An 18,008-nucleotide genomic window follows, 5' to 3' on the forward strand; every position below is an offset into this window, starting at 1 on the left:
GTCTCGCTGACTCAAAATCCAATCAGTCGCTTAGGGGGTTATTTTATGGAACCGTTAATTGGATTGGTGTTGCTAGTTGGTTACGGCGGCGGCATTTGGAAATTTTGGAATGGTTTCGATCGCACGAACTTCGACAAAAGTTTTGCCAATCGCCTGAAACTGTCGCTGCTGTGGCCGGCGTTAATTTTTAATAAGCCTTACCGCCAAAACTTTACAAAAGCACTCAAAGGCTCTAGAAGGTAATTGAAGAATGTCTAAAAAGTCCGTGAAGCGTAGCTATCCCGAAGGGAATCGCCCAGTCGCAGGTCAAGAGCAGACTTGGTTTGCCAAAGACAAATCAGATAGCTGGCAAGCTTTACTATCGCAAGTCGCCTCTCGGTTCGATCGCGAATATCGAGGAGAAGCATTCGCCTTACCCGAAGAAGTCGAAGCAATGCCAATTTTCCTAGAATCAGTCGCCGGAACACTCCAAGCAAAAACAGTATCTCCCTTCTGGAAAATTGCCAAGCCTCAAAAAAATCAACGCTGTTTAGACATTGGCTGCGGAGTCAGCTTTCTGATCTACCCTTGGCGGGAATGGGAAGCATATTTTTACGGTCAAGACATCAGCAGCGCAGCCAGAGACGCATTAAATTCTCGTGGCCCTCAGCTCAATTCTAAGCTGTTCAAAGGAGTAGAATGGGCCCCCGCTCACAAGTTGAATTACGAAGAGGATCAGTTCGATTTATGCCTTGCTACAGGCTTTAGTTGTTACTATCCCATAGAGTATTGGAACACAGTCATGGGAGAAGTAAAGCGGGTACTAAAACCAGGCGGTCATTTTGTGTTTGATGTCCTCAACCCCAATGCACCCCTAGCAGAAGATTGGGCAATTTTGGAAACTTATCGAGCTGGCGATGTATTTTTAGAGACAATCGAAGATTGGGAAAAAATGATAAAAGCTGCTGGCGCTAAAGTAGTAAAAAAGCAAAGTGGCGACTTATTCCAAATGTATAAAATTCAATATACTTGAGAGAAAACCAGGCTCGTAGTGAGGACTTCAGTCCGCAAAAAACCAGGCTCGTAGTGAGGACTTCAGTCCGCAAAAAACCAGGCTCGTAGTGAAGACTTCAGTCCGCAAAAAACCAGGCTCGTAGTGAAGACTTCAGTCCGCAAAAAACCAGGCTTCCCATAAAGAAACTTCATTATCCGTCAAAAGATTACGGTGCGCCAGTAACTATAAATTTGTTTAATCAACAACAAATATGGCAACTGAGGCACCCTAATAACTGCAACAAAATGTATGGTGCCTCACCAAATATAAATTGGTTTTATCGCCAACAAATATGGCAATTGACGCACCCTACTGACTAATCACCAATCACCAATTCCCACCCAACAAGCAAAAGTTAATTGGTCGTAGCAGCAGGAGAAGGCGCCGGAGTTGGCGACACTTCCGGGGCCGGAGTTGGCGTAGCTTCGGAAGAAGGCGACACTTCCGGGGCCGGAGTTGGCGCAGCTTCCGGCGAGGGCGACACTTCCGGGGCCGGAGTTGGTGCAGCTTCCGGCGAGGGCGACACTTCCGGGGCCGGAGTTGGCGCAGCTTCCGGCTGCGTGGACGGTTCCGCTGCTGGTTTCGGTTGGGGAGAAGGCGATTTTTCCGCTGCTGGTTTCGGTTGAGGAGAGGGCGACGGTTTGGCCGCTGGCTTGGGTGTTGGTGGCTGTAACTGTTGCGCCCCGGGTTTCGGTTTGTTTGAGGGGGCCGGAGGCTTCTCAAACTGGGGTTTGACCTCGGCAGGTGCTGGGGACGGTTCACCTGTCGGGTTGGGAAGTGTTGGGGCTGGCGCTACGGGTACAGGCCCTGTCGGTCTGGTTGGGGTAGCGGATGGGGCGACAGGAATACCGCTGCAAACTTTTTCGTCGTATTTAAATGCGACAGCCAACTGGTAAAGCTTGTGGGTGCTGGCTGCTTGAAATGTCAGATTAGGGTTAATAATCGCTGTTTTAGCCGCAGTATCGAGAATACCGTAACCTGTGGGGACGATCGCCTGAGGCTCGGCTTTGAGCAAACCTTGAGGGTTGACAACTGCTCCAAAAACTGCTACTCCTTCCAGCTTTTGCGAACAAGCTTCTTTGGGATAAGCGACATTCACAGGAGTCGGCCCGGTCATTTCCAAGTCGGGGTAGGCTTTTTTGAATCTTTCAAACAAAGCAACATAAGTATTGGCAGCAGCAAGCTGTGTCTCTCTGTCGCTAGGTAAGTTTGAACCAGGTTGTCCTGGAAAGTCTAGCTGTTGCTGTCCCTGGTCAAATTGTTGCCTCCTGATTCTTTCTTCGGGAGTTTCTGCAATGAGATTGCGTTTATTAGGATCTTTTTGAGTCAATTTTGGTGCTTCCTCAAGTCCCGAATTCCTGCCGGTAATTGGGAATTGCGGGCTAAAGACTGGAGCTCCGTCTGGAAATAGCGGGAGTCCGCCCCTGCTGGCTATGGTTTTTTTGAGCGTCTCTGCTTCATCTTCCGGCGGGCCGCCCGGAAGCTGGGGTAATCCTGTGATTCCTGATGGTGGGGGTGGGATATTGCGATCGAAATTACCGGGTAATGGTGGAAAAAGCTGACCGCTGGGAGGTACTGGCGGGACGAAAGTTGGTGTGTTCTGGGAGGGGGCTGGGAGAGCTGCTGCTGGAGCTTTAGGAGGCGCCGGGGCTGTTGCGGGCGTTGAGGGCGGTAGAGGAGAAGGAGGGAGAGGGGAAAAGAATCCAGGAGGGGGCATTCCCGGCGGTAGGGCTGGCAAGTTGATGGATTCCGGGGCGGGGGGCAGGGGCGGAGCTAATTTGGGCGCGGGAAGGGGAACTGGGGCGACGAGCGAAAACGGCTCCTTTGACGGCCGCGGGGGTATGGTTTGTGGCAGGCGGCCGGCTTCTGCGGGAGTTAGCTCTACCAATCCGACGGAACCGGGGATATTTTGTGATGAATTCCCACCATATATGATCTTTGAGATTGTCGGGGCGCTTACTCCCAGCACTCCGTGAAGGCCCACAGAGGCTAGGGCCGCCCACCAAAAAGGCTGGCGCAGCGGTTCGGAAAGGGCGTTGGCTAGGGAGGATGAGTCAGTCATTTAAATTTTAGATTTTAGATTTTAGATTTTAGATTGTTTGATTGAGGGATTCGGGGATTGGGGGATTTGGGGATTGTTTGATTGGGATATTGGTAATTTATATTGTTTTGAGTCAGTGTGAATTCGTGTTAATGAGGAGAGGTTGGGAATTCAAAGGTACAATTTTAGCACGATCGCCCTCGAAGTTGCCTGATCGACCTTGATGACAATTCATTCATCGGCCCAAAACTGAACCAAATTTATTAAACACGATCGAGCGAACCGAGCGATCGGCGTTTCCAATTCGGTTACGCCATCAAAAAACTGTATCGAGTGGCCGTCAACCCAGCCCGCAGCCCCTCGGTAGCCCCGCCCCAACATGAGTACAAGCCGGCGACAGCAGCATCAGAGTCGATTCTAAAAATTGTAGACCAAAGTTCCTGCTCCCTGACTTACTGCGCTGCAAGTAAATCTCAAATTCTTCGACTATCGCGCCGAAGTCTAAGATTCCCCCAATCTCCCAATCTCCCAATCCAAAAATCTAAAATCTAAAATCTAAAATCTAAAATCGCAGGGTTCACCAGCGATAGCGGTAAGTTTTAAAAGGAGCTCCCTCAACGCTCAGCAAGTCGATCGGATAAATTGGAGCGCCACTTGCCATATATTGAAACATTTCCCGAACTTCCTCACCCCGCAGCGACAACTGGTCTAACTCTTTGAGAGAATACCAACCAGCACACAAAGTATACTCGTCCGGCTTGCTCTTCGGCGGCGTCTTATCTTCCGGACGAGCCACAAAAATCACCCTGAGGCGCACGTTACCCCTAGGCATCACCGTATGCTCTACCCTGAGAATTCCTTCCACGATCACAGAAATGCCCGCTTCCTGAACCGTGTTGCGTACCGCAGCATCGAGCAAAGTCTCGCCTTTTTCCACTCGCCCCGCTGGGAGATACCACTGCTGCTCGTACTTGCGCTCCTGTACCAATAGAAAACGGTCTTCTAAGTGAACGACAACTAGGGTAAAATACAATGTTGGAATCGGCTCGCGAGCCATAGAAGTAGATATTCCCCAAGCAAAAAGTTTAACGAGCGAGAGATGTTAGCCATCCAAAAGATGCTTCGGCAAGCGTCTTTGAACTTGAAAAATAGATCGTAGCACCCCCGCGCCACCAATCCAATAATCTAAAATCGAAAAATAGAAAATCAGAAATTGATAATCTAAAATCGATCCGTAACCAATCTAAAATCTAAAATCTAAAATCTAAAATCAATTGTGCCATTACCAACCGTGATTTTGCCAGGATATTTTGCTGCTGCTTCAGACTATCGGGAATTAGAAAAATCTTTGGTCGATCACGGTTTCCCAACTGTAACAGTACCACTGGGCAAGGGAGATTGGTTGCCGACTTTCGGCGGGCGATCGATGGTGCCAATTTTGCGACAGCTCGATCGCACAGTCAAACAGATGTTACAGCAATACGGCTGCCAACAGATCAATCTCGTCGGTCATTCCGCCGGCGGCTGGATTTCTCGGATTTACTTGGGCGAAAAGCCTTACACGATTCACGGGGACGTGCTTGAGGATGCAGGTTTGTGGGAAGCTCACCCTTGTGTTAACACTTTAATTAGTTTAGGCACGCCACACGTCTCTCAAGAGCGCTGGACGCGCAAAAATCTAGATTTTGTCAAAATTCACTATCCGGGGGCTTTTCACCCGCAGGTGCGCTACGTCTGCGTTGCTGGAAAATCTGTTTTTGGCAAGCCTGGTTTCGGGAGTTGGCTATCGTACAAGAGTTACGAGTTGACTGTGGGGAAGGGCGATTGTTGGGGTGATGGAATTACGCCGATTGAAGCTGCTCATTTGGAGGGGGCGGAAAATTTGGTGTTGGAGGGTGTTTGGCATTCGCCTCGCTCTCGGGGAAAGTGGTATGGTTCGGCGGAGGTTTTGCCGGCTTGGATTGGGTATTTGCGGTAGAAATAAATTACCACAGGCGAGACGCCTGTTCCACAAAGGAAGATGCAGAAGGTTGAAGCGAGTCATCAGTCATCAGTCATCAGTCATTAGACTTCTTGCTTTCATTCACTTTGAATCCATTCAACAATCTGCGTCGATCTGTGTTTATCCGCCTTACATCTGCGGTTTCTGTGTTAATCTAAGACTTATGCAATTCAAGTCTATTGCTGGGAGAAAGCTTGAGAATTATCCGAGATGTCTGTTGATTTTTTTTCTCCGCAAGCCATCAACCAAAAACTCATCATTAGTCGATCGCCCGCAGCGACAAACTCATCCCGCGAAACCAAATAGCTTTCTATTTCTGACTCGGTAATCAATCCTTGTTTGACCATCTGTAAAATTGGCCCGGAGTCGAGCAAAGGTTCAAAGGCTTCAATTCCGATGATATCGCTGTGACTGACAACGGCTTCTAAATCCACGTTAACAAACCCAGCTTCTTTGAGAATGCGGCACAGATTTCGCCCGATCGACAAATTGCCATTCCGAGATGCGATCGCCTCCTTGAATTTCTCCCTGATAATCTCGACTGACAGCGGTGGATTTGTCAGCCAAAACAGATCCGCATCGCTATCGACTATCACCAGTTTACCACCTGGTTTCAAGATTCGGAATATTTCTCGGGCTGCTGCGACGGGATCGGGGAGGTGGACGAATAGCAAACGGGCGATCGCAAAGTCGAAAGTGTTATCATCCAAACCAGTATCCGCAACCGATGCTTGGACGTGATTTACTCGATCGCCCGCTTTGTCCTCTAAATATCCTACAGCTTTTTCGTGCAGTACCGGATCGATTTCTACCGCTGTTACTGAACTGTTTGGCAGCAATTCTAACAGTTTTTCACTAAAAAATCCCGGTCCGCTACCCGCTTCTAAAACATTCATCCCGTCGGCTAAACCGAACCACTTTAAAGTGCGTGCTTCTTTTTCCCAACTCAGGAGAACTTGAGCTTTTAACCGCTGGATTTCTGCCTCGAATTCTAGATTATAGGTGTTTGCTTGATAGGAACCTTTTCCTTGCATAGAATCATAAATAGGAATGATTTTACAACACAATCAACAGAATCGTTGTGGCATCGGATTGATTTTACCACAGAGAGCGCAGAGAACGCAGAGGAAGAGAAGACAGAGATGAATACAGGGCGATGATGTGCGGATTTTACAACACAATCAACAGAATTGTTGTGGCATCGGATTGATTTTACAACACAATTAACAGAATCGTTGTGGCATCGGATTGATTTTACCACAGAGAGCGCAGAGAACGCAGAGGAAGAGAAGACAGAGATGAATACAGGGCGATGATGTGCGGATTTTACAACACAATCAACAGAATCGTTGTGGCATCGGATTGATTTTACCACAGAGAGCGCAGAGAACGCAGAGGAAGAGAAGAGAGAGAGATGAATAATTCTGATGAAGTGCGGATTTTACAACAGAATCAACACGACTGCGCTTTAGTGCAATTCTCGTTGCTGACATCCACAACCACATTTGGCGGACAGATGCAGGACGAGAGACAGGTAATGGCTCTATTTTGACATACTCCCCGACCTGAAGGCACGGGGATTCTAATTCATGGTTCACAGAAGTCCACTTGCTATATTGGGTTGCCCTTCAATAGTAGAGGCGGTCTTCTCCCCATGCTTTCCCTCTTCCGAGGCGGCTCCTTCTTGCCCAGAAGTACCGTTTTTCTGCCACTCAGTACCCAGCAGATTCATTCCCTTTTGCAAAATATTAAGGGCTGCATTAGTATCCCGGCATATCTCAATCCCGCAATTAGGGCATGAATGAGTTCTGGTACTGAGGGCTTTCTTCACTCTATGACCGCAATTAGAGCAATCTTGAGAAGTATAGTTAGGCGATACCGCCACAACTGCTTTATCCCAAATCTTGCCATAGTAGTCTAGCCATTGAGTGAATTGATACCAACTAGCATCAGAAATTGACTTAGCCAAGTGATGATTTTTTACCATATTGGCAATCTTCAAATCTTCATAGACAACCACATCGTTAGAGTGGACTACGCACCGAGCTTGCTTAATTGCCCAGTCTTTACGCTGTCTTTGGATTTTTAGATGGATTTTACCCAGCCTTTTCCTTTGCTTGTGATAATTATTTGATTGGGGTTTAGCACCCTTAACAAATTTCTTACTCAGACGGCGTTGAGCTTTCTTGAGCCGCTTCTCTGCCTTCCGTAGGAATTGAGGGTATATTACGGCGTTGTCCTTTTGGTCTTTGGTGAAAAACTTTAACCCCAAATCTAACCCGACAACATCTCCTGTATATTTTCCTGTTTCCTTCCGGTCAGCATCAAAACAAAACTGAGCATAATAACCGTCTGCCCTTCTAACTACTCGCACCCGATTAATCTTCAATCTGTGCAAGTCTTCCTGAGTTTCATTGTTGCAAAATACAGAGAAAGTTCCAGCCTCAAAACCATCAGTGAAAGTAATTGATTTACAATCTTCTGAGAGTTTCCATCCTGAAACTTTATACTCTACTGAGCGACCATGTTTTTTAAACTTTGGATAGCCCTTCTTCCCCGCACCTTTTCTGCATCGTGAATAAAAAGTAGAGATAGCAGCCCAAGCCCGTTCAGCACTAGCTTGTCTAGCAGCAGAGTTTAACTTCTTTGCAAAAGGAAACTCCTTAGCTAAGTCCTTGCATAGGCTATACAAAACAGCTTTACTAACCTTTTGATTATCCATCCAAAAACGTACAGCTTTATTCCTAATGAACTGAGCTGTGCGAATAGCTTCATCAAGGGCTAAGTATTGCTCTTTTGTTCCGTTTTTTAGCTTGGCTTCTCTTACTATCATGTTCTAAGTATAGCATATTTATCTGGCATTGTAGTGGATAAATATAATAGAATAATCAAAGCCGTCCTAGAAGGACAGGGCTTTAGACCCAGTAATTTCGGTAATAAGAGGACGGATTACCTAAACTGACGATGTTGTGCGGCAACGAATTAACTATGCCCCAGATTTTAACTCAACCGGAGAAACGAACATTTTTAGTCGTGGACGATCATGCGATGGTTTTAGGCGGTACGCTTAATATTCTGAGGCATGAGTATCCAGAAGTAGAGATTGTGACAGCTTCAACGGCTCAGGAAGCCCTTGAGCAAATAGCGCAGACAACCCCGGATCTGGCGATCGTGGATTTGGTGATGCCGGAGGCGATCGGCGAAACTGCTCAGGCTAATTCAGGGCTTCAACTCCTCAAAAGGCTGATGGAGCAGTATCCAAGTTTGAATATTGTAGTGCAGAGCGCTCATGTTCGGACTTTAGTTTGGCTGAAACCTTCGATCGACAATCACATGGGCGGATTCACAGTTGTTGATAAGAGTCAGCCGATGAAAGATTTGCTGGCGATGGTCGATTGGGCCCTGCATGAGCGGATTTATACTCCCAGAGAGATCCGCAATGGGCTGCAACTCAAACCTGCCTGGATGGATGTGTTGCAATTTGCTTTTCACGAGAGTTTACAGGATATTGCGATCGCTAAACGAATGAATGTTTGTGAACGTACTGTGCAATACTACTGGACTAAGATTCGAGATGTGCTAGAAGTGTATCCCGAAGATGACAAAAATCTGCGGATTCAAACGGAAGTGCGGGCTAGGGAAGAAGGATTAATTGATTAGCGATCTCAGGGCATTGGGCATTGGGCATTGGGCATTGGGCATTGGGCATTGGGCATCGGGCATTGGGCATTGGGCAAATGTATTATGACTATTGAACCGGAAACGAGATGAAGCGCGATCGATGGCAAGCGGCGAAAACAGAGGTCACGACTTGGCGGCGCGGATCGCTTCCAGGGTTGATGGTGATTGTCGCTGTGATGATGGCTAGATTGAGCGGTGCGCTTCAGTTTTGGGAGTTGGTGACGTTTGATCGATTTTTGCTGCTGCGTCCTCCTGAGCCAATGGATGAACGGATTGTAATTGTTGGCATTACTGAGGAAGATATTCAACGCGCCAAAACTTATCCGATTCCCGATCGCGATATTGCCGATTTACTCAAACGGTTGCAGGCTTACGAACCGATCGCGATCGGGCTAGATATTGTCCGCGATATTCCGGTTGAACCGGGTAATGCTGAACTGACATCGGTGTTTCGCAGCAGCAAAAATACGATCGGAGTCGAGATTGCTCTGCCTGATCGCAGTGGCCTTACCGTGGAACCTCCGCCGGCACTACCACCGGAACAGGTTGGCTTTGCAGATACGGTTCTGGATGCCGATGGCTATCAGCGTCGCAGTTTATTGGGCACTGGCACTCACAAGTCCCCGCAGGATTACCGTTTGTCGTTTCCCCTACGGCTGGCAGAAAGCTATCTCGCGACAAAGGGAATTGAGCTAAAAGATGGAATTCGCGATCGATACGCGATGCGTTTTGGCAGCATTGAATTGACTAGAGTGCAGTCAAACTCTGGCGGATATGTGCGGGCGGATGCAGCCGGCAACCAGATTTTGCTGAATGTTCGCAGCGGGAAACTGCCGTTTCGCGTGCTTTCTCTAGCACAAATAAAATCGGGAAAGGTAAACCCGGATTGGATTCGAGGCAAGATTGTGCTGATTGGGATCATGTCTTTTAGCGCGAAGGATTTGGCAAGTTCAGGTGCGATCGCAGGTATCAATCCCGGACGGATTTACGGAGTCGAAATGCAGGCCCACGCTACCAGCCAGATTATTAGCGCGGTACTCGATCGGCGATCGTTGATTCGGGTTTGGGCGGATGGCTGGGAAACGCTCTGGATTGTGGTCTGGGGACTCTTGGGGATGAGTTTGGGACGATTTCTGCACTTGCCCTGGAAAATTTTGTTGGGGCTCTTAATCGCCAGTATTAGCCCGATCGCGATCTGTTACGGATTAATTCTGTTGGGGTGGTGGGTGCCGATCGTACCTGTGTTATTGGTGCTGGTGTTGAATGGGACTGGCTTGATGGCAGCGTTATTTTACCGCCACGAACAGGAACTCCGACTGCGGTTGGAAGAACGTCAATTTGCGATCGAGCAGACCTTTAATGCCATTCACAGCGGCCCGTTACAAACTTTGGTGGGAATTTTGAGAACCGCTCAGGGAGAAGCCACACCATCGCCATTTCTACCGGAGTTGCAACGCCTGAGTCACGAATTGCGGGCAGTTTACGGCTCTGTGCAACGAGATGCGATCGCCGATGAACCGAATTTGCGGATGGGAAGTGCGATCGAATTAGCCCTGCAAGCCCCGCTGCATGAATTGCTCTACAAAGTCTATTCCAACACGCTCGAACAAGAACTCCCCTACCTCAAAACCATCAAATTCAAAATAGTACAGTTCGATCCCTTCAACACCTTGCATCTGCGGTTGGAACACAAGCGATCACTCTGCCGTTTTCTCGAAGAAGCGCTCTGCAATGTCGGCAAACACGCGATCGAAGCGACTCGCTTAACTGTAATTTGTACTCAAGAAGGCGATCGACAAGTGATTCGAGTAGCAGATAATGGCAGGGGGAAACCGTCTGATACAGAAGCGATTAATTCCGCTAAAACGAACTGCGACAAAGAGATAATTGAAGATATCAACTCTAAACTTCAACCTTCAGGATTAGGCACAGAGTTGGCAAACAATTTAGCAAAACAATTAGGCGGAACATTTCGGCGCTACCCGAATCAACCGAGGGGAATAGTGTGCGAATTAACCTGGTCAGCCAAACGGCGGTGGTTCTGGTGATTGATTCCTCAGAGTTAGGGAATTACTCATCTCTCCCTTCTCTTCCTCTGTGTCCTCTGCGCTCTCTGCGGTTAAAAAAATCCGATCCAAATTGACATCACATTTCCAATATCTTTGCACCTTCCCGCAAACAAAGCTTGCGGGCAGTCCTCTATTATGTTTTTCTATTGCTAATTAAAGTAAAAAATAACTACAGAGAGAATTCAGATGATAACTCACGGATTGAAACGTCGAACCATTTACTCTGCGGGCATTACGAGTTTAATCCTGAGTGTTTCGTTTTGGATCGCTCCTGTAGCCCTGGCACAATACACTCCCCCTAAAAAGCCTTCTGCGCCGAAAGAAACCGGGACAAACACGACTCGCGATCGCACTTGCGAAGCCAATTCATCGGTGAGATTGACTGCCTTAGTGCCGTTTAGCCATGTGGGAGAGACGATTTCTGGGCATCCGACTTTTACCTGGTTTGTACCCGATCGCACTTCTCGTCCGTTGCAATTCCGGCTGTTTACTCGCAGGGGACAACTGCTCTACCAAACCGACATGGAGAGTCAGCCAGGAATTATGTCGGTTGCTTTGCCCCCAAATCTGCCTCAACTGTCGATCGGGCAATCCTATCAGTGGCAAGTCGTGTTGTTGTGCGATCGGAATGTTCCTTCGAGGAATGTGGTAGCGACGGCAGAAATCCAAGTGGTGCAGCCTGCTGAATCGTTGCAAACTCAACTTGCAGCCGCGTCAACTCCCCAACAGCGGATCGACTTGTATGCGAAGGCGGGGCTGTGGTACGACGCGATCGCCGAAGCGCGCAAAACCTCTGAAACTTCTCAAAACCAAACGCCCATGCTGGAATTGCTAGATTCTCTGGCTAGTTCGGAAGCTGCACCTTTGAAAGATTGGAGCGATCGATTGCGACAAATAAGGGCGATCGAACAACAACGCCAAGCCCCGCAACCCAAACCCTAAAATCCCATGCAGCCTTTCTCGCTAAAACTGCTCAAATTCAGTAATTCTAAAGTGCGATCGGGCTTCCTGTTTCCTTTCGCCTTTTGCCTTTTGTCTGTTGGCTTTTACATTCCTGGGCATTTCTCACTCCCGGTTGTTGCTCAAACTACTGATGCTCGTGAAGCAGAGGGCGATCGGCTAATGCAGCAGGGCTACCAACAGAATCAGACTAGCCAATTCCCAGCAGCGCTGAATTCCTGGCAACAGGCACTCCAAATTTTTCGCGCCCTCAAAAACCGCCAAATGGAGGGTTGGGCACTGGGGAATTTGGGAGACGCTTACAACTCTCTGGGCAACTATGCCAAAGGGATTGAGTATTCACAGCAACAGTTAGCCATAGCTCGTGAAATTAAAGACCGCCGAGTGGAGGGTGCAGGACTGGGTAATTTGGGAGTCGCTTACAACTCTCTGGGCAACTATGCCAAAGGGATTGAGTATTCACAGCAACAGTTAGCAATATCTCGTGAAATTAAAGACCGCCAAGGGGAAGCTACGGTACTGGGGAATTTGGGATTGGCTTACATATATCTGGGCGACGATGCCAAAGCGATTGAGTATACACAGCAGAGTTTAGCGATCGCCCGCGAAATTAAAGACCGCCGAGTGGAGGGTGCAGGACTGGGCAATTTGGGATTGGCTTACATATATCTGGGCGACTATGCCAAAGCGATTGAGTATCAGCAACAACAGTTAGCCATAGCTCGTGAAATTAAAGACCGCCAAGGGGAAGGTACAGGACTGGGCAATTTGGGATTGGCTTACTTATATCTGGGCAACTATGCCAAAGTCATTGAGTATTCACAGCAATGGTTAGCCATCGCCCGCGAAATTAAAGACCGCAACGGGGAAGGTACGGCGCTCCACAACCTCGGAGCGGCGTTCTTAAAGGCTGGCAATCTAACAGAAGCTGAAAAAATGCTGGTGAATGCCATTCAAGTTTGGGAATCGATGCGTCAAATGCTCGGCTCCAACGACGCTAATAAAGTCTCCATCTTTGAAGGACAAGCTATGACTTATCGGACTTTACAAGAAGTCCGGGTGGCTCAGAATAACCCGATCGCGGCCTTAGAAATTTCCGAACGGGGACGTGCCCGTGCCTTTGTCGATCTCCTCACACAGCGCTTATCGTCAGGTGATGCCAATTCGGTCATTGCCTCTGTTCCCAACCAGGATCAAATCCGCCAAATCGCCAAAGCACAGAACGCCACTTTGGTGCAGTATTCTATCATCTACGATGATTTCCAAATTCAAGGAAAAAGCGAACCGCGTGAATCCGCGCTCTACATCTGGGTGATTCAACCCACGGGCGAAATTACCTTCCGCGAGGTAGACCTCAAACCCCTCTGGCAAAAACACAACGCCTCTCTAACCAGCTTAATTATTGGCGATCGAGAATTCCTGGCCGTCCGCAGTCGTGGCAGTTTCCCCGCTCTCCAACCCCAACCCAATTTACCCACGCTGCATCAACTGCTGATCGATCCCATTGCCAGCCTCCTACCCAAAGATCCAAATGCCCACGTCATTTTCATTCCCCAACGATCGCTCTTCCAAGTACCCTTCCCCGCCCTACTTGATGCCAACGGCACTTACTTAATCCAAAAACACACGATTCTCACCTCCCCCTCGATTCAAGTTCTGGCATTAACTCGACAACAGAAGTTAGCACAGAAGCAACCTAACAGCAGTAACGCTCTAGTATTGGGCAATCCCACCATGCCGAGTGTGTCTCCCTCTCCAGGAGAACCCAAACGGCAATTATCTCCTCTACCTGGGGCTGAAGCTGAAGCGCTCGCGATCGCCCCTCTGCTCAAAACCCAAGCCATCACAGGCGCTCAAGGGACAAAAGCTGCGATCGTCCAAAAAATGCCCCAAGCATCGATTATTCACCTAGCAACCCACGGATTGCTCGATGATGTGCGCGGATTGGGAAGTGCGATCGCCCTTGCTCCTTCTGGCAACGATGATGGATTATTGACCGCAGAAGAGATTTTCGATATGAAACTTCAAGCTTCTTTAGTCGTTTTGAGTGCTTGCAACACTGGAGAAGGTAGAATTACCGGGGACGGCGTGATTGGTTTATCGCGGGCTTTGATTTCGGCAGGAGTGCCGAGTGTAATTGTTTCTTTATGGTCAGTTCCCGATGCACCGACATCGGAATTGATGAAAGCATTTTATCAAAACTTGCAAAATAATCCCGATAAAGCACAGGCATTGCGACAGGCAATGTTAACCACTATGAAAACTCATTCCCAGCCGCGAAATTGGGCGGCATTCACGTTAATTGGGGAGGCCGAGTAAGTTTTTCTGGACTTATATCAAATTCGCTCTTCATCGGAATTATTCATCTCTCTCTTGTCTCCCTCTGCGTTCTCTGCGTCCTCTGCGGTTAAATCATTCCGATTAAGGCCTATCGCGAAACAGGCGGCAGCAAAACTTCTGCTTCCTTCTCAATCGTAACTTCCTCCAAAACCTCCTCTAAAACCTGAGCAGGAATCGGCACTTGCTCAACTACTTGATGTTTTTCCAACGTCAAGCGAGATTGCGATGAACCCGACAATCTTTTCAACAATTTCGGTGTAGGATCGTATAGTAAATAAATAATGCGATCGCCCGATTGCCAAATCTCGGCCGCCGACACTACTTGTAAATATCCCTGTCTTTCCAGCAGCAGCGGCGCCAACTCCCCGGCTTGCACCAAAGCTTGCAAGTGAGCAATCTGAAACTGCAATCCCTCACTTTTTAACTCAGTTTCGCCCAATTTTACTTCGTCGTCGGTCAAATATTCGTTCCAATCCTTCAGCGACAAATCCGAGACAAAGGCTTGATTGATTTTACTCTGATTTGCAGGTGTATTTGCTTGCGGGTCTTTGGGAAATATTGCCAAAACTCTCGGCGGTGAAAACTCTTCGGCTGCTCGTTGAGCTAACACTAAGTTTACCTCGCCGTTGTTGGTCATTGCCAAAAATGTTCCCATCGAATCGAGTCCGGCTTCTTCTAACACACTATGGTCGAGAGCACTGCTTAAAAACACTCGCAAACCTTCTCGTTCTGCTGCTTGACAAGCTTCCGGATTAGTGTCTATAATTGCTACAGATTCGCCGCGTTCTTGAAATAAGCGAGCAATTAATCTGCTTAAAGGATTTGACCCGACAATTGCTGCGCCGGTTGCTGATTTTGATGTGACTCCTAACAGTTGAGCCATCCATCCCGCCGTCAGCCCTTGCACGAAAACTGTCATAATAATTGTTAGGAAAACTAAGGCTTTAATTGAGTCGCCGCCGTTGATTCCCCGTTGGGTGAGCAAAATTGCAAATAAAGATGCGATCGACGCTGAGACAATTCCCCTCGGCGCTACCCAACAAGCAAATAATTTTTGTCGCCAGTTCAGCCCGCTGTTCCACGTACACAGCCAAATGTTGATCGGGCGGACTACCCACATTAATGCTAAAACTGTAAACAAACTTCCCCAACCGAGGGCGACTACACTAGCGAGGGATAAATCGGCTGCCAGCAGCACGAACAGTACAGAAATAGCCAGGACGGTAAGCTGACCTTTAAACCTCCTCAGCAGCCTTTCTTCTGGCACCGCAGCGGCTCTGAGGACGATGCCGGAGAGAACCGTTGCCATCAGCCCTGATTCGCTGCGGAGTTCTTCTGCTAAGCCGAACAATCCCCACAAACCTGCTAAAACGACTAAGTTTTTGAGGTCTTCTGAGAGAAATTGCGATCGCTTGAGAATGAATCCCAGCAGCCAACCTCCGGCTACTCCGACGACTGTACCCACTAGCAGGCGGACAATTAAATCTCGAAATAAGATAAATAAATCAGCATTACCGTTTAAGATAATATTCAGTACCAATACTGCCAGAATTGCCCCAACTGGATCGATTAAAACGCCTTCTGCTTCTAGCAAAGCTGCTACTTGTTTGTCAACTGATACTTGTTTGAGCAAAGGGCCGATGACGGTTGGGCCTGTGACGACTACTAAAGAAGCATACAGAAATGCGATCGGCCAGGGAAATTCCCCTAACCAGTGTGCAGCCATTCCGCCGCCAATTAACGTAATTAAAGTGCCAAAAGTAACTAAATTGCGGATGCTGCCGGAAACTTTGCCTAAATCTCGCAATTCCAAATTCAGGCCGCCTTCAAACAGAATTAAGGCTACTGAAAGGGATACCATAACTTCCAAACCGCTACCCAACAGATTGGGGTGCAACAGTCCCAAGCAATCCGGGCCTGCTAAAATACCGAATAGCAGCAAAAATACGATCGCCGGAACTTTTAGATAAGCGGCCAGAACTTGAGCGCTGATACCACAGGTGACGGTCATGACCATCAACAGGGTGATGTTAAAGGGGATTTCCATAGATACAATTGTTACAGGCTGCCCGCTGGCTTGTGCAAGTGCGATCGCGGGTAATTTGAGTACAGGCGCTCTTTTTGGCGATCGTACAATCTCGGCACGGCCCTGGATTTTTGGTAATAAAATTAAAAAACGTTGATATTGGCTATCACTTTATCAGATAACTCTCTTGGCGTCAAAGATGGATTAACCCCTTCTGAAAGCAGGTGCTAGAAGGCTTAAGGCTAAAAGTCTTTAGCCTCAATGGCTAGAAACCGGTCACTTTTAGCCAAATATTTGATAATTCCTAAAGATTCTATTACCAATCTGTAGTTCAAACAAAGTAAGATAGGTTTGCAGTCAGGACTTGAGTCCTGAAAGTCTTACTCTTGACTGCGAAGCCGAACAGAATTATTTGACCGGAAATAACATTACTTGCCGTCACGGCCCGCATTCTGCCACCGCTGACGAAAATCAGAGAGAATTGCCGCGGAAATTTGCCCTTCCAGCCAATCTAAAGCCTGATTTTGGTTTGGTGCAGCCCGATAAAATTTGCAAGCATCTATCAACCGAATCGAAGCATTTGGGACAGTAGATTGAGCGCGCCACTTTTGAGCAAACTCGGCAATCACAGCCGGAGAAATTTGTTTTTGCAGCCAATCTAAAGCTTTGTCTTGCTCTGCCAAGCCGCGATAAAATTTGCCGACATCTATCAATCGCAAATTAATGTCGCCTGGTACAGCAGTTATCCGCCATTTTTGAGTAAACTGCCCTAAAACAGAGCTAGAAACTTGACTTTGGAGCCAAATTAAGGCAGTATCTTGGCTGGCGCTAGCTTGGTAAGATGCGAATAGCTCAGTCAACTGCACGGCTGATGTCGGAGTGGGTGGGGGAATTGGTGTCGGAATAGGGACGGGCGTCGGGACTGGAGGGGGGACAATTACTTTGGGAGATTTTCTCATTAAAGCAGCCCAGGTTTTAATGCCTGCCATGCCGTCTGGATTGAGACCTTGAGATTTTTGAAACGAAATGAGGGCGGCTGTGGTGCTAGATCCAAATTTACCATCCATGGCGCCTTGATAGAAGCCTTTACTTCTTAGTTGCTTTTGGATATCTGCAACTTTATAATTGACGGCTCCTTCTCGGACGCTTTCAAAAATATTCCCGTCTACATTGCCCGAGATGCCGGATACGTTGTCGGTATCGCTGTATTGCCAAAAAGTCCAAGTCTTCCATCCGCCCGGTACCCAAGGTTGGTCGCCGCTGGTATAGTGAGCAATCCACAGCGGGTAATCGGCCAACCGTTGCGTGCCGAGTTTGTCCCAAAATCCGGGGTAGGTGTAGATAATCGGTCGCATCAAGGTGGCTTTTTCGACTGCTTCGAGCCAAATTGTCGCGCGATCGCACAATTGGTCGCCCCTTAAACCGCCTGTGGTTTCCACATCCAAGACTGGCGGCAAATCCCCCGCTTCGAGTTTGACAGTTTTCAGGAACAAATCTATTTGTGCTTGAACGCTGCTTTCGGGTCGAAAAAAGTGGTAAGCACCGCGCTGCATCCGGGCCACTTTAATTCCCGCCCAATTCCGAGCGAAAGTTTGGGATACTAACGTTGCACCTTCGGTAGATTTGACAAATGCGAAGAGAATTCCTCCCTGGGCAACTGCTTGCCAGTTGACGTTGGGCTGGTAGTCGGAAACATCGATACCGCGAATGCTCATATTACGGAGAATTGAGTGCGATTCGTTTAGTCGAAATGAGTAGCAATATTCAAGGATGGCTAGTATGGCTCTTTTTTTGCCATAACAACTAAATACATATCTGGGTGCGGGTCGTCCCAAGTCCCAGTCCGTAAGTGCAGC

The 18,008-nt window shown here is 48.1% G+C and carries 15 protein-coding genes; 9 read left to right on the plus strand and 6 right to left on the minus strand.

Annotated features, from left to right (window positions below):
• Window positions 1–45: 45 nt before the first annotated feature.
• Together QZW47_RS12610 and QZW47_RS12615 are read left to right on the plus strand one after the other, a co-directional pair.
• Window positions 46–243 (plus strand): hypothetical protein, encoded by a 198-nt coding sequence (locus QZW47_RS12610; protein ID WP_293127667.1) that lies wholly within the window; start codon window positions 46–48, stop codon window positions 241–243.
• Window positions 244–250: 7 nt separating this feature from the next.
• Window positions 251–1,012: a class I SAM-dependent methyltransferase gene (locus QZW47_RS12615; RefSeq protein WP_293127669.1), complete on the plus strand. Its 762-nt coding sequence runs from the start codon at window positions 251–253 to the stop codon at window positions 1,010–1,012.
• A gap of 376 nt (window positions 1,013–1,388) precedes the next feature.
• On the opposite strand, the gene QZW47_RS12620 is transcribed toward QZW47_RS12615, so the two are convergent.
• Window positions 1,389–3,095 (minus strand): hypothetical protein, encoded by a 1,707-nt coding sequence (locus QZW47_RS12620; protein ID WP_293127671.1) that lies wholly within the window; start codon window positions 3,093–3,095, stop codon window positions 1,389–1,391.
• Window positions 3,096–3,651: 556 nt separating this feature from the next.
• Window positions 3,652–4,131 carry an NUDIX domain-containing protein gene (locus tag QZW47_RS12625; RefSeq protein ID WP_293127673.1) on the minus strand — a complete coding sequence of 160 codons (480 nt, stop codon included), beginning with the start codon at window positions 4,129–4,131 and terminating at the stop codon, window positions 3,652–3,654.
• Between the two features lie 219 nt (window positions 4,132–4,350).
• Here QZW47_RS12625 and QZW47_RS12630 point away from each other — a divergent pair, with 219 nt between their 5' ends.
• The gene (locus QZW47_RS12630) at window positions 4,351–5,052 is read left to right on the plus strand and encodes an alpha/beta hydrolase (protein WP_293127675.1); all 702 of its coding nucleotides are present in this window, start codon (window positions 4,351–4,353) and stop codon (window positions 5,050–5,052) included.
• Between the two features lie 200 nt (window positions 5,053–5,252).
• Here QZW47_RS12630 and QZW47_RS12635 read toward each other — a convergent pair whose 3' ends face one another.
• Window positions 5,253–6,110 carry a class I SAM-dependent methyltransferase gene (locus QZW47_RS12635; RefSeq protein ID WP_293127677.1) on the minus strand — a complete coding sequence of 286 codons (858 nt, stop codon included), beginning with the start codon at window positions 6,108–6,110 and terminating at the stop codon, window positions 5,253–5,255.
• Window positions 6,111–6,490: 380 nt separating this feature from the next.
• On the opposite strand from QZW47_RS12635, the gene QZW47_RS12640 reads away from it, so the two are divergent.
• Window positions 6,491–6,628, plus strand: coding sequence for a hypothetical protein (locus tag QZW47_RS12640; RefSeq protein ID WP_293127679.1), 138 nt, complete (start codon window positions 6,491–6,493; stop codon window positions 6,626–6,628).
• 42 nt (window positions 6,629–6,670) lie between these two features.
• Here QZW47_RS12640 and QZW47_RS12645 read toward each other — a convergent pair whose 3' ends face one another.
• Window positions 6,671–7,909 carry a transposase gene (locus tag QZW47_RS12645; protein ID WP_293127681.1) on the minus strand — a complete coding sequence of 413 codons (1,239 nt, stop codon included), beginning with the start codon at window positions 7,907–7,909 and terminating at the stop codon, window positions 6,671–6,673.
• 155 nt (window positions 7,910–8,064) lie between these two features.
• On the opposite strand from QZW47_RS12645, the gene QZW47_RS12650 reads away from it, so the two are divergent.
• From QZW47_RS12650 to QZW47_RS12665, 4 genes are all read left to right on the plus strand, one after another.
• A complete protein-coding gene (locus QZW47_RS12650; RefSeq protein ID WP_293127683.1) occupies window positions 8,065–8,736 on the plus strand; it encodes a response regulator transcription factor in 672 nt (223 codons plus the stop codon).
• 107 nt (window positions 8,737–8,843) lie between these two features.
• Window positions 8,844–10,805, plus strand: a complete 1,962-nt coding sequence (locus tag QZW47_RS12655; RefSeq protein WP_293127685.1) for a CHASE2 domain-containing protein — start codon at window positions 8,844–8,846, stop codon at window positions 10,803–10,805.
• 207 nt (window positions 10,806–11,012) lie between these two features.
• A complete protein-coding gene (locus QZW47_RS12660) occupies window positions 11,013–11,768 on the plus strand; it encodes a DUF928 domain-containing protein (RefSeq protein WP_293127687.1) in 756 nt (251 codons plus the stop codon).
• 6 nt (window positions 11,769–11,774) lie between these two features.
• A complete protein-coding gene (locus QZW47_RS12665) occupies window positions 11,775–14,105 on the plus strand; it encodes a CHAT domain-containing tetratricopeptide repeat protein (RefSeq protein ID WP_293127689.1) in 2,331 nt (776 codons plus the stop codon).
• A gap of 109 nt (window positions 14,106–14,214) precedes the next feature.
• Here QZW47_RS12665 and QZW47_RS12670 read toward each other — a convergent pair whose 3' ends face one another.
• Entirely contained in the window at window positions 14,215–16,173 is a 1,959-nt protein-coding gene (locus QZW47_RS12670) for a cation:proton antiporter (protein ID WP_293127691.1), read from the minus strand.
• Here QZW47_RS12670 and QZW47_RS12675 point away from each other — a divergent pair.
• Window positions 16,136–16,309, plus strand: coding sequence for a hypothetical protein (locus QZW47_RS12675; protein WP_293127705.1), 174 nt, complete (start codon window positions 16,136–16,138; stop codon window positions 16,307–16,309). The genes QZW47_RS12670 and QZW47_RS12675 overlap by 38 nt on opposite strands.
• A gap of 271 nt (window positions 16,310–16,580) precedes the next feature.
• Here QZW47_RS12675 and QZW47_RS12680 read toward each other — a convergent pair.
• Window positions 16,581–18,008: GH25 family lysozyme (locus QZW47_RS12680; RefSeq protein WP_366930868.1), on the minus strand; the 1,428-nt coding region annotated here is incomplete at its 5' end.

Source organism: Microcoleus sp. bin38.metabat.b11b12b14.051, from assembly GCF_013299165.1.
Taxonomy (GTDB): domain Bacteria; phylum Cyanobacteriota; class Cyanobacteriia; order Cyanobacteriales; family Microcoleaceae; genus Microcoleus.